General features: G+C 34.7%; 13 protein-coding genes, 1 pseudogene and 1 riboswitch. Of the genes and pseudogenes, 4 read left to right on the plus strand and 10 right to left on the minus strand.

Annotation, left to right across the window (positions count from 1 at the left end; translation table 11 throughout):
- Positions 1-266: 266 nt before the first annotated feature.
- The 8 genes from ACQH21_RS02625 to pgsA form a co-directional block, all read right to left on the minus strand.
- Positions 267-947: a thiamine diphosphokinase gene (locus ACQH21_RS02625; RefSeq protein ID WP_319606746.1), complete on the minus strand. Its 681-nt coding sequence runs from the start codon at positions 945-947 to the stop codon at positions 267-269.
- The gene (locus ACQH21_RS02630; RefSeq protein WP_017532519.1) at positions 919-1,203 is read right to left on the minus strand and encodes a SemiSWEET family sugar transporter; all 285 of its coding nucleotides are present in this window, start codon (positions 1,201-1,203) and stop codon (positions 919-921) included. Before ACQH21_RS02630 ends, ACQH21_RS02625 begins: the two co-directional genes overlap by 29 nt.
- Positions 1,192-1,294: riboswitch (TPP riboswitch) on the minus strand. Its footprint overlaps the gene before it by 12 nt.
- A gap of 76 nt (positions 1,295-1,370) precedes the next feature.
- A complete protein-coding gene (locus ACQH21_RS02635; RefSeq protein WP_264687197.1) occupies positions 1,371-2,240 on the minus strand; it encodes an SPFH domain-containing protein in 870 nt (289 codons plus the stop codon).
- The gene (locus ACQH21_RS02640) at positions 2,224-3,282 is read right to left on the minus strand and encodes a M23 family metallopeptidase (protein ID WP_425384443.1); all 1,059 of its coding nucleotides are present in this window, start codon (positions 3,280-3,282) and stop codon (positions 2,224-2,226) included. The genes ACQH21_RS02635 and ACQH21_RS02640 overlap by 17 nt, the downstream gene beginning before the upstream one ends.
- Positions 3,279-4,019: a YebC/PmpR family DNA-binding transcriptional regulator gene (locus ACQH21_RS02645; RefSeq protein ID WP_264687196.1), complete on the minus strand. Its 741-nt coding sequence runs from the start codon at positions 4,017-4,019 to the stop codon at positions 3,279-3,281. The genes ACQH21_RS02640 and ACQH21_RS02645 overlap by 4 nt, the downstream gene beginning before the upstream one ends.
- Before the next feature lie 7 nt (positions 4,020-4,026).
- Positions 4,027-4,713 (minus strand): outer membrane protein assembly factor BamD, encoded by a 687-nt coding sequence (gene bamD, locus ACQH21_RS02650; protein ID WP_264375545.1) that lies wholly within the window; start codon positions 4,711-4,713, stop codon positions 4,027-4,029.
- A gap of 67 nt (positions 4,714-4,780) precedes the next feature.
- On the minus strand, positions 4,781-5,737 hold the full coding sequence (locus ACQH21_RS02655) for a hypothetical protein (protein ID WP_006012402.1): 957 nt from the start codon (positions 5,735-5,737) through the stop codon (positions 4,781-4,783).
- A gap of 99 nt (positions 5,738-5,836) precedes the next feature.
- The gene (gene pgsA, locus ACQH21_RS02660; RefSeq protein ID WP_010404788.1) at positions 5,837-6,379 is read right to left on the minus strand and encodes a CDP-diacylglycerol--glycerol-3-phosphate 3-phosphatidyltransferase; all 543 of its coding nucleotides are present in this window, start codon (positions 6,377-6,379) and stop codon (positions 5,837-5,839) included.
- Between the two features lie 121 nt (positions 6,380-6,500).
- Here pgsA and ACQH21_RS02665 point away from each other — a divergent pair, with 121 nt between their 5' ends.
- Genes ACQH21_RS02665 through grxD form a run of 3 tightly spaced genes read left to right on the plus strand, consistent with a single transcriptional unit; the run spans position 6,501 to position 8,432 of the window.
- Complete coding sequence (locus ACQH21_RS02665; protein ID WP_425384444.1) at positions 6,501-7,820, plus strand: malic enzyme-like NAD(P)-binding protein; 1,320 nt, start codon at positions 6,501-6,503, stop codon at positions 7,818-7,820.
- A 38-nt stretch (positions 7,821-7,858) separates the two neighbouring features.
- Positions 7,859-8,077, plus strand: a complete 219-nt coding sequence (locus ACQH21_RS02670) for a BolA/IbaG family iron-sulfur metabolism protein (protein ID WP_264377690.1) — start codon at positions 7,859-7,861, stop codon at positions 8,075-8,077.
- A gap of 16 nt (positions 8,078-8,093) precedes the next feature.
- Complete coding sequence (grxD, locus tag ACQH21_RS02675; RefSeq protein WP_425384445.1) at positions 8,094-8,432, plus strand: Grx4 family monothiol glutaredoxin; 339 nt, start codon at positions 8,094-8,096, stop codon at positions 8,430-8,432.
- Between the two features lie 57 nt (positions 8,433-8,489).
- On the opposite strand, the gene ACQH21_RS02680 is transcribed toward grxD, so the two are convergent.
- Positions 8,490-10,031, minus strand: coding sequence for an ankyrin repeat domain-containing protein (locus tag ACQH21_RS02680; protein ID WP_425384446.1), 1,542 nt, complete (start codon positions 10,029-10,031; stop codon positions 8,490-8,492).
- On the opposite strand from ACQH21_RS02680, the pseudogene ACQH21_RS02685 reads away from it, so the two are divergent.
- Positions 10,012-10,631 (plus strand): annotated as a pseudogene (locus tag ACQH21_RS02685) (IS256 family transposase); the annotation flags it as partial. The gene ACQH21_RS02680 and the pseudogene ACQH21_RS02685 sit on opposite strands and share 20 nt — an antisense overlap.
- Before the next feature lie 77 nt (positions 10,632-10,708).
- Here the strand turns inward: ACQH21_RS02685 and ligA are convergent.
- A complete protein-coding gene (gene ligA, locus ACQH21_RS02690) occupies positions 10,709-12,664 on the minus strand; it encodes an NAD-dependent DNA ligase LigA (RefSeq protein ID WP_425384447.1) in 1,956 nt (651 codons plus the stop codon).
- Between the last annotated feature and the right edge of the window lie 52 nt (positions 12,665-12,716).

The following is a 12,716-nucleotide window of genomic DNA, read 5'->3' on the forward strand; positions in this document are numbered from 1 at the left end:
ATATCAAACCTCTATTTTTTGTTTCTATTTTATTTTTATTTCTCGGTTTGACACACTTTTTTGAACATTCCCACCTTTTAACCAATTTTTCAATAAAAATTCAGCCACATCTGTTGTGTGTACATTCTGAATCTTTTTTATACAGGAGGATTTTATGTCCAGAATTCCAGATATTTGACCTTTACTTTAGCTAACAACAGGCGCCTGTAGTTTTTAGAATTAGTGTTAACACGGTTTTTCTACTTTTTTTTTCTTAATGTTTTAACTCAATACACACCATCATCATTTACTGCTTCTAAATATATCATTGCTAAACACACGCCGCTGTGTATTTCTATAGATAACTCATTGCCTAAACTTCGATTAAAGCAAGAATTCTTTCCTGGAAAAGCAAGGTTACTAAGGTACAGTTCCCATTGTAATCCTTTAGTTGATATTTGAGCTTTCGGTATACCAAGTAAGGATATTTTAGTATTTTTTAGCAAAGAGGAAAAATAGCTAATACCTTTTTGTAAGGCGTACCCCACCATGGGAGGCGAAGGCATATAAAAGATACTATCTGTACTTAAAAAAAAGTTAATATTTTGTAGTATATGATCAATTGCTCCTCCAGTAATACCCGTTACTATTGATGGCAATAACTTTACTGTTTTTAAGTGAGCCATTGCTTTAGAAAAGTCGCAATAATCTTGATCAGGTAGATATACTGTATTTAAATTAGCACGTAAATTCGGATTTATACTATCCAAATCTCCTATTACAAGATCAGGTTTTACGCCAATTGATAGAAGCTTATTTGCTCCTCCATCTACAGCAATAACAGGTATATCTTGTTTAAAAAACGATGAATCAGGTATTTCTCCATTTAGTACTACAATAGAACGATATTCTTGCTCCACGCTACAATGTAGCATATGGTTATAAAACGCTTCGTGCAGTTTTTGCATCGTAGTAACATTTTTGAACAATTGATATTATACTGATCACTAATCCAGCAATATTACTGAGTATCACAAAAGTTAAACCCTGACAAATACCGTAAATAAGCCAAGATGATGAACAAATAAGATAATTCACCAACATTAGCATCGATACGTCACGAGTAAGTTTTGTGATATATGCTCTATATACTTGAGGCAATAACCCAATGAGAGATGTAATGAACGCGATGAAGCCAAAGCATTCTTCAATATTTATATACATACATTTTCCTACGTTTGTTTTAACAAGATCAGGTTCAAAGGGTTGTACTTTATGTACTCTCAGCTTTTTTAGAGCACCCCTAATGCGTGTAATTTATAACATCATTTAGTCTATTAATCAAGAAATTAACAGTGACTTGCATTCATGAAACCCAATCGGCTTCTATGCTAATTATTATCCAAACTAATAGTCGGCTGTGCATCCTGCTCAGAGATCAGAGCAACTAGCAAATTGTTTATCAATTGAACCTTTTGTTTTCCATCCAATTGTAAGCTTTTATTTTTTTCAAAATGGGCTATTACTTCTTCGATAATTCCTATTGCATTTTGCACTATATGCCTTCTTGCAGAGGTGATGGCATGTGCTTGTTGACGTCTCAGCATTGCTTGTGCAATCTCAGATGAATACGCCAAATGCGATATTCTCGCTTCTGTAATTTCAATTCCAGCAATATTCAATCTTTGTTGTAGCATTGATCTCAATTCATTTGAAATTTTATCAGAATTTTTACGCAAAGATTCCTCATCGTTTTCGCTATCATACGGATAATTACTTGCCAGTTCTCTAATTACCGAGTCACTTTGCACAAAAACAAAATCATGATAATTATTAACATTATAATATGCCTTCGCAGGACTGCTCACTCTCCAAACAATTACTACTGAAATCTCTATCGGACTTCCATTAGCATCATTAACTTTAATTTTTTCTGTATTGATATTCTGAAATTTCAAAGAAACTCTATATTTACTCGAAAATGGAAGCGTTACGCATATTCCAGACTTAAAATAAGTTCCAATATAATGACCAAAAAACTCTATCACTCTTGCTTCATTAGGATCATTAACGAAAAATCCTTGAGAAAAAGTCAATATTGAAACAGCAGCAACTCCAAGTGCAATTGTGCTGTCATACACAAAAAGTACCAATAAAATTAACCCTAGCGCTATTAGTACAGGAAAAGCCCGAATTTTACTTAGATTTCTATCATTTATTGTATTTTTATCTGTACTGTCTTCATCAGATTGCTTTTTCACTTGCACCCTCTCTGCTGATTATTTCATCTACCTTACTTACAAATAATTTAAACTCTCTTAATTCACGATCAGGCAACTTTATCTCATTGCCATGAGCTATCGTAAGCGGATCAATATGTTTACCATTATATATAACTTCATAATGTAAATGAGGTCCTGTTGCAACACCAGTGCTGCCAACATAAGCAATGATTTGTCCCTGCTTTACTTTAGAGCCTAACTTTACATCGCTACTAAATTTGCTTATATGTGCGTAACAAGTTGAATATTTATTGTTGTGCTTTATTTTGATGTAATTCCCATAGCCACCATTCTTTCCTATATATTCTATTACACCTTCTGCAGTGGCGTGTATAGGAGTGCCAAGTTTAGCTGCATAATCTACTCCTTTATGAAAAGCAATTTTACCATGAATGGGATGCTTTCTATTACCAAAATTCGAGGATATACGAAAATCTCCGTTTAAAGGATTTATAAAAATTTCGCTACTCTTCAAGCTTACCCCCTCTTTATTAAAATACACTTCTTTTGCTTCTTGTGACTCATAATGATACAAGCTAATGACCTTTTTATCTGTTGTCAGTGAAGTATATAAAATTTTTTCTTCAGCCTTCTGATTACTGAGTGATTTTTCACACAGCACCTCCAATTTGCTTTTGGGCACAATGTCTTTTTTAAAATCTACACCATAACCTTTATATATGTCGATTAATCTCATTACTGTATTTGGCGCCAAACCTTCTGCGTCAAAAAAAGAGGATTTTATGTCACTGGATATGAATAACAACTTTCTATCACTTTCTGTCACCAAAGCAGCTTTTTTTTTCCTGATCCCGTGCTGAAGTAACGCTGGAAAGTGGTTTAGGTTGCTTTCTGTTATTCCAGTGCTTGAACAGTTTTTTAATCGAAAATGTTGTATAGCGTGCTGTTTACAATCAATTTCCAGTGTCTGGGCACTGGAATGACAATAGTATTTCTGCGCAAATGTTTCAGTTGCATATGCTGGTAAAATACAAAGCAGTGGAAGTATTACCAGCCTCATAGTTTATCAGCAAAAATAAAATTACCTTCAACATACTGCACATCATCATTATCTTCTAGCTCTTCAACTAATGTAGATAATTTATCAATTAATTCTTTGTCGCTCACTTCAATCAGGTCCTTTGGTTGCCATGAAAGACGAGCAAGTTCTGGTTCTCCAAATTTTGTATAGAAAGCATCACGCACTCTACCAAAATCTTTCACTTCACAAGTTATAACATATAATTCTTCCTTGTTATTTTCCTCAACATTCAATACTTCTAATTCAATTCCATAGTTAAATAAATCTTCAAAATTTATACCCTCTGCTTTATAGACAATTAAGCCTACATGATCGAAAAGGTAACTCACACATCCTGTTTCTCCCAAATTACCGCCTTTGCGAGAAAAGATATAACGTATCTCAGAAGCAGTTCGGTTGCGATTATTTGTCAGAGCATGGACAATAAGTGCAGCACCAGAAGGTCCGCAGCCTTCATATTGTATTTCTTCATAACTTTCTCCAGCAACGTTACCAGCTGCATTTTTTATTGCTGTTTCTATTTTATCTTTTGGTAGATTTTCCTTTCGTGCAGAAAAGATAGCAGAGCGAAGACGTGGATTAAGCTCGGGATCAGGTAGCCCTTGTTTTGCAGCAACTGTTATTTCCCTAATGAGCTTCGTAAATTTTTGCGAGCGCTTTGCATCCTGAGCACCTTTTCGATGTTTTATATTTGAAAACTGTGAATGACCAGCCATAAGAAAACTAATTCACCCCTTCTACTAACATATTTTCATACTGCTCAGCTTCTAAGTCAAGGCCAAGAGCTAAGTGAGCTGTTATTAAATAACTAATAACTCTAGAAGAATATTTAGAATCTTTATTGCTTATCATATCTTGAAAACGCTTAATTGCTGCTAAATATTCACCACGCTTTAGGTAAAATTCACCAATAGAATACTCTTTTTTTGATATATGTTCTGTGATTAATTTTTCTTTTTCTTTGATCTCTTCTATATATTCGCTATTCGGAAAAAGATTAATATATTCAGTAGCTAGCTCTAAAGTTTTATATGCAATTTGTTGCCCAAGCTGCACTTTGTTAATTTGCATGTAATAAGATAATACTCTTAAGTAATATACATATGGCAAATCTTCACCATTTGGATAAACGTATATATAATCATCCATATCACTTGCAGCACCGCTGTATTTACCCATATTATAGTGAGAAACCCCAGACAATAATTTGGCTTTCATTGCCCAATAAGATAAAGGATACAAATCCTCTATCTTTTGAAATGCTCTAATAGCTTGCTTATATTTTTTCTGATCATAAAGCTTAACTGCCTCCTCATATAGTTCAGTTTCAGTGTGTTCAAGATCATTCGCATACGACTGCGTGAAGGGGCAAGTCAGAAGAAAAAAGCATATGATTAAAGTCTTATACATAAGATTTTTTTTGATCAAAATAAAGTATAGACTAAATATTACCTAAATAAACAAATTTTTGGCATTATCATCGAACGAAAAGCGGCTCTTGGCCACCATTACCTATATTGCTCGCACCACCACCTATTGCAACACCCTTTCCACTCACTTCTACGTTCTCTAGCTTTCTACTATAAGAATGTGTGATCAATCCACTTCCTACCATCAAAAGAGCAATACCTACCAGACCTAAAGCAGGCCCAACAGCAGATGATGCTAATGCTACTCCAGAAATCAATATTATTCTCCTGATTAGTAATAAAGAAGAACCAGCGAGCATTAACTTAGCTGCAGACATATTGCTTGTCTTTTTTTCAGATTTCTCATCAAAATCTTGCTCTTTTTCTACTTCATATTTTTTACTTTTCTTGTACTCGCGATAGCAGAAAGTAGCACTCGCTACAAAGTAAAATAGACTAGAAATTGAAAAAGCTACGTCTCCTATTATTCCTTGCTCCAATGCTTCACCTACTATGCTAGCCACAATAACTAATGTAACTAAAGCAGCATCAGCATAGTTAAAGTAATCATCAACGGTACAAGGAAGGTCTCTCTTTTCTTTTTCTACTGTTTTCCCACTTTCAATATTCTCCAATTCTCGTTCTTTTTGTGCTATTTTTCTATTATTATAAATTAAATATAGCGTGCAAATAAGGGATAAGACTGTGAAAGGTAATATAGTATGGCCTAATGAGCTGCTTATAAGGCCAAGTAATACCTGATCGCTACATGTTTTTTCGAGCTCAATTGCCATCAATAATGCAAATGGAACCATTGTTACCAATGATACACATTTCCTATGTAGCTCTCTTTTTTTTAGTGTTAATAGTTCTTGTTCGAGCTTTTTGCTTTTTTCTTCCTCTCTTTCTTTTCTGACTTCTTCATCAACTGTTGGCCAAAAATCCCAGAAAAAATCTTCCATTTTAGCACCTTTTTTACCTTTGGATCTTTTTAAAAAAAACTTAGTGCCTGTAATACTAGTCATATGAACAGACCAACTTATGAACTAATACATTATATAGGATTTTAATTACTAAGTCAATGTTATGAAATTATTAACTTTCTTTGTATACTCTTAAGCAATTTAGTCAATCTGTTTGATGCCAGCTAGAACGTAATTATAGCCTGACCACATAGTCATAACAGCCGCAGCCCATAAGCAAACCACACCTATATATTTAGTTGCTTCATAATCACTCATTATTAACGCTACTATAGCAACCATCTGCAAAAATGTTTTAATTTTCCCAGCCTTACTCACAGGTAAACTAACGTTTGTAGCTATCAAGAACTCCCGCATACCTGAAACTAATATCTCCCTACAAACAATTATAACTGACGGTATAATTGTAATATCATCTATCTTGTGCTTATAAACTAGCATGATTATTGTTGAAGCTACTACTAACTTGTCGGCAATTGGATCAAATAACTTGCCAAAATTCGATTGGACTTTCCATGCACGTGCTAAATAACCATCAAAAAAATCTGTAATGCACGCAAACATAAAGATCAATATTGTTATTAGACTTGCATACTTACTCTCTATATAAAAGCTTGATATTATTGCCGGTATTGCGAGCGCACGAGAAATTGTTAGCAAATTAGGCACGTTTTTCTTAAGCATGTCACATCACCCTACGTAGTAGATAAATTTATACAGAAGTACAATAGAGTTCACAAGCTAATAGTTGAACATTCATAAAAACCCCATATACTTAGGAAATTACTAACAATAAGCTCAAAGCATGAATAATGATTTAGATAACACCACAAAACAAGAAGCACTGAAGTATCATAATAGGGGTGGTAAACCTGGTAAGGTATCGGTTATACCAACAAAACCCTTATCCACACAGCATGACCTATCACTTGCTTATTCCCCTGGCGTTGCAGCTCCATGCCTTGAAATAGCTAAAAATCCTGAGGCTATTTATGATTACACGGCAAAAAGCAATTATGTGGCTGTCATTTCAAATGGCACCGCAGTGCTGGGACTTGGCAATATCGGTCCTCTTGCTTCAAAACCCGTCATGGAAGGCAAAGCTGTTTTATTTAAGCGTTTTGCTGACATTGATGCAGTCGATATAGAAGTTGACACAGAAGATATAGAAAATTTCATCAATGCAGTAAGGTATCTTGGGCCAAGTTGGGGGGGAATAAATTTAGAAGATATAAAATCTCCTGATTGTTTCATAATAGAAAAACGTCTAAATGAATTGATGGATATTCCGGTTTTTCACGATGATCAACATGGAACTGCAGTAATTGTTGCAGCTGGTATAGAAAATGCCCTCGATATTGCTGAAAAGAAATTAGAGAATGTCAAGATCATCATGAATGGAGCTGGAGCAGCTGGTATTGCGTGTTTGGAAATACTAAAGTCCATGGGCGCTAAGAACATAGTACTATGTGACAAACAAGGAGTAATACACAAAGACAGAAAAGAGGACATGAATGAGTGGAAGGGAAAATATGCAATTGACACTAAAGAACGTTCTCTACTTGATGCCATAAAAGGCGCTGATGTATTCATCGGACTCTCTGCAAAGGATGTGCTCAGCGAAGAGATGTTAAAAAGCATGGGTAAAGACCCGATCATTTTTGCTCTTGCTAATCCTGATCCAGAAGTAAGGCCTGAATTTGCAAAGTCTGTAAGGCCAGATGCAATAATTGCAACTGGTAGGTCAGACTATAACAACCAAGTCAATAACGTAATGGGGTTTCCTTATATATTCAGAGGAGCACTTGATGTACATGCAACGACAATAAATGAAGAAATGAAAATTGCAGCTGCAGCTGCAATAGCGAAGCTTGCCCGTGAGCCAGTGCCAAATGAGATATCTGCAGCCTATGGCGGTCGTAAAATGAGCTATGGACGTGAATATATAATACCTACTCCATTTGATCCAAGATTAATTTCTATGGTATCTCCTGCTGTTGCAAAAGCTGCCGTTACCTCAGGTGTGGCAAGAAAGGAAATAGAGGACTGGAATGAGTATGCAAGTCAATTAAAATCTCGTCTTGCTAGTGCTCTCAGCACGCTGAATCTATTGTCTTCACAATAATCAATTGCATATTTTAGACTTATAATTAAAATAAACCAATGACTATTACAATTCATGAATTAGAGAAAATTATCAAACAGTCATTCCCTGACGCTGATATAAAGATTAAGGACCTTGCTGGAGATGATGATCATTACCATTTAAAAATAACTTCCAAGTGTTTTTCCGGAAAGACAAAAATAGAACAACATAGAATGATATATAAAGCTCTTGAAGGTCAGTCTATACATGCATTGCAACTAGAAACTGGAGCTTAAAATTAAGGTGATATTTATGAATAACTTTGAAGAAATAAAAAAAGACATAGCAGAAAATGACGTAGTGCTGTATATGAAAGGCACCTTTGATTTTCCTCAATGCGGATTCTCTGGACTTGTCGTGTCAATTCTCAAAAACTTAAATGTAAAGTTTAAATGCATCAACGTACTTGAGAATGATGAAATACGTCAGTCCATAAAAAGTTTCTCTGATTGGCCAACAATTCCACAATTATATATAAAGGGAGAGTTTGTTGGTGGCTGTGACATAACCCGCGAGATGTATGAAAAAGGTGAGTTACAAAATTTGCTAAAAGAGAAAAAGATTACACAAATACATCAAGAGATGGGCTAATGTACCCCCGTCTCGGTTGTACATGCCCACTTATCTCCTTTACATCACATTTTCAACTTATTGTCTTTGTGCTTTTCTTGATTTAGCATAAGATTCTACTTTTGCCTCTTTTACAGTCGTACCTGGAGCAGTATCTCCGTCACTTTCTAAGCTATCATTAGAAGAAGCACTTCTGTCACTTTTTAAATTGTCATTGGAAATATCCATATCTTTAACTTCTACGTTAGCACTTTGCTTAGCAAGATTTTCAACTGTTTGGAGATTTTCTTTCGGAACTGCTGTCAGTTTTTGGTCTAATTTTGCTTGCATTAAATTTACTATCTCTGTGTGATTTCTTTCGCGAGCTAAGTCTAAAGGTGTTTTATTATCCTTACTTTTAGTTTCTATGCTAGCCCCTTGATCAACAAGAAATTCAACAATCTCTTTATGGCCTCTCTCAGCAGCACGGTGCAATGGCGTCCGTCCTTTCTCGTCTTTAGTTTCTATGTTAGCTCCTTGCTCAACAAGAAATTTAACAACCATTATATGGTTTCTCACAGCAGCATAGTGTAAAAGTTTCCATTCTTCCTTGTCTTTAGTTTCTATGTTAGCACCTTGCTCAATAAGATTTTTAACTGTTTGGAGATTTCCTCTTATAACTGCAACTCTCAAGTCTTTATCTAATTTTGCTTGCGCTAGAAGATGTACCATTCCCGTGTTATTTCTTTCGCGAGCTAAGTCTAAAGATGTTTTATCATCCTTATTTTTAGCTTCTATGGTAGCTCCTTGAGCAAGGAGAAATCTAGAAAGCTCGAAATGGCTATAAGCAACAGCATAGTGTAACGGTGTCCATTTATCATTATCAGCATCATCAACCCCTATTCCTTTACTAAGAAAAAATTCCACTATATCTTTATAACCTTCTTGAGCAGCTATATGTATAGACTTTTTACCTTCATAAATAACTTTAGCATTAATATCAGCTTTTTTTTCATTCACAAGAAATTCAACAATCTCTTTATGGCCTTTCCATGCAGCATAGTGTAAAGGCGTCCATTTATTACCATCAGTATCATCAATCCCCATCCCCTTAGTAAGAAAAAATTCCACTATATCTTTATAACCTTCTTTAGCAGCAGCATGTATAGGTTTTTTACTATTACAATTATCTTTAGCATTAATATTAGCTTTTTTTTCATTCACAAGAAATTTAACAATCTCTTTATGGCCTCTCTCAGCAGCACGGTGCAATGGCGTCCATCCATTATTGTCTTTAGCTTCTATGTTAGCATGTTGACCCAGGAGAAATTTAGAAAGCTCTAAGTGATTATAACGAGCAGCATAGTGTAAAGGTATCCATTTATCATCATCAGCATCATCAACTCCTATTCCTTTACTAAGAAAAAATTCCACTATATCTTTATAACCTGCTTTAGCAGCAGCATGTATAGGCTTTTTATTATCACCATTAGCTTTAGCATTAATATTAGCTTCTTTTTCATTCACAAGAAATTCAACAATTTCTTTACGGCCTTTCCATGCAGCATAGTGTAAAAGTGTCCATCCATCATCGTCTTTAGCTTCTATGTTAGCACGTTGATCAAAATGTATGTATAACATATTAGCAAAATGGCAGAAAAGAAGTTTTGGGTTTTTATTTGGCTGAAAGTGAAGTTCTGGTTGGGAGTACTAAATGACCTAAAGGAGAGAGGAGTAGATGATATTCTGATAGCTTGTGTTAAAAAGCTTTCCTACAGCTATAAATAGCGTATTTCCTAAAGCAGAAATGTATAGTACATCAGATAAGAAATTCACTGAAATATGTATCGAGCAAAAGTTTTCATGAATGATTTGAAAAAAACATATCAAGTAGAGAAATAGCCGAAAATTATTTGCTTGAGCTAGAGGAAAAATGGGGAGAAAAATATACTTTAGTTTTGGGAGAATAATTGGGAAAATCTGTCTAGTTATTTTAAATATTCCGGCCCTGTAAGAAAATTAATTTATACCACAAATCCTATTGAAGGGTTACATAGACAGATCAGAAAATTTACTAAAACTAAGGGCTCATTTACTAGCACAAATGCCTTGTATAAACAGGTATATTGTGCTATAAAGAAGGCAGGAGAGAAATGGACTATGCCTGTACATGATTGGGCATTAACCATATCCCAGCTCGACATTTTCTTTCCTGGTAGATTGAAAATTGAGTTGAGCTAAAAATGCGATTTGAAACAGTTTATTTAACACTCCCATTCTTCTATCAGTTAATTCATTCCCGTCAGATTAAGTTGTGTTTAGCACAATTTGTTCCACTGTTCTTCATCTAAAATTTCCACACCCAATTCCATTGCTTTTTTATATTTTGAACCTGGATCTTCTCCTGCAATTAAATAGTCAGTTTTAGTAGAAAGGCTTGAACTGATCTTTGCCCCTAAAACTTTAGCTCTTACTTTTGCCTCCCCTCTGCTCATAGCACGTAGCTTACCAGTAAACACTATAATTTTGTTATTCAAAAAAGAATCGCTAGAGTTGGAGCTCACGGGAAGAATTTGCAGATATGCAGTAAGATCATTTAACATTTTAATGTTACGTTCCTGAGAAAAAAACGATTTTAAAGATTCAGCTACTTTTTCTCCTATACCATCTATACCTACCAACTCAACATCATTTGATGACATCGAATTATACCAGTTATCATAAGATACATAATAATTTGCGAGCAATTCTGCTGCAACTTGGCCGATAAATCTGATACCCAAAGAAAATATGAACCTATCTAGAGAGATTACTCTTCTGCTTTGTATAGCACTTAATAGATTAGCTATTGACTTCTCGCCCCAACCATGATGCTCTTTTAAGGAAAACTCTTTTAATCTTTCCTCTAAAATAAAAATGTCTGGAATTTGTCTTATTAGTTCCAGATCATAAAAAAACTTTATTTGTTTTTCACCAAGGCCAACAATGTCAAATGCATCTTTTGACACAAAATGTTTTAGTTTTTCTACTATTTGAGCCTTGCAATTAAATTCTTCAGGACATCTTACTGCAACTCCTTCAATCTGCACTTTACTACCACATTCAGGACATATGTCAGGAAACACAAATTCAGGCATATTTGCATGACGAGAACCTTCATCTACTTTGACAATTTGAGGAATTACATCTCCAGCTCTTTTAATTGTTACAACATCTCCTTCTCTTATGTCTTTACGTTTTATCTCATCTTGGTTATGTAGACTTGCTCTGCTAACTAGCACTCCGCCAATATTGACTGGTACCAAATCTGCAACTGGAGTTAAAACCCCCGTTCTACCCACCTGTATAAATATTTTATTTAACTTTGTCTTTGCATAAATCGCAGAAAATTTATATGCAAGCGCTGAGCGTGGCGCTTTGTGTGTACTTCCCAGACGACTTTGTAGCACCAAATCATTCACTTTATAGACTATCCCATCGATATCATAATCCAAGTTATAACGATAATCATAGATCTCGTTATAGAACTTTAGCATTCCATTCAAACTACTTGTTAAGGAACGATGCTCATTTACGCAAAAACCAAGTTTCTCAAGTTTTTCTAGTACTTCACTTTGACTTTTCTCTATTCCACCAATTAAAGAATAAGCAAAATATCTAAGAGGCCTTTTTGCTGTAATGTTCGCATTCAATTGCTTTAAAGAACCAGCAGCTGCATTTCGAGGATTAGCGAATTCATTATTTTCATTTAACTTTAAAAAGTCGCTGTTACTGATATATATTTCACCCCTTACTTCTAGTCTTCCTTGCACATCTTGTAAAAACTTAGGAAAGCCTTTTATTGTTGCAACATTGTGAGTTACATCCTCTCCTACAAAACCGTCACCTCGAGTTGCAGCTTTAACAAATTTCCCATCTTCATAAATTGCAGAAAATGACAATCCATCAATTTTTGGCTCACATAATATCTCTATTTCATCTGCAATTAAAAATCTCTTTATTTTAGACAAAAATTTTTCTACACCTTGTTCATCATAAGCATTCTCAAGAGAAAGCATAGGTTCTTGATGTTCCACCTTAGAAAATCTCTCATCAGGCGGAGCACCAACACTATCTTGTGTTGCATAAGCTTCTGGCTCTATTGCAGCTAACTTTTTTTTCAGTTCATCATATTCAGCATCACTTATCTCTGGCTTACTTTTTTGATAATATAAGATATTATGATAATTAATTTGATTTTGCAGTTTTTCTCTCATCTTTTCCAAGTCAGTCATGATACCAATATAATGCTCTTTGCCGTCAAGTCATGAATTTTTTCAAAAGGTA

The sequence above is a fragment of the Wolbachia endosymbiont (group B) of Eupithecia inturbata genome (assembly GCF_964030915.1).
Taxonomy (GTDB): domain Bacteria; phylum Pseudomonadota; class Alphaproteobacteria; order Rickettsiales; family Anaplasmataceae; genus Wolbachia.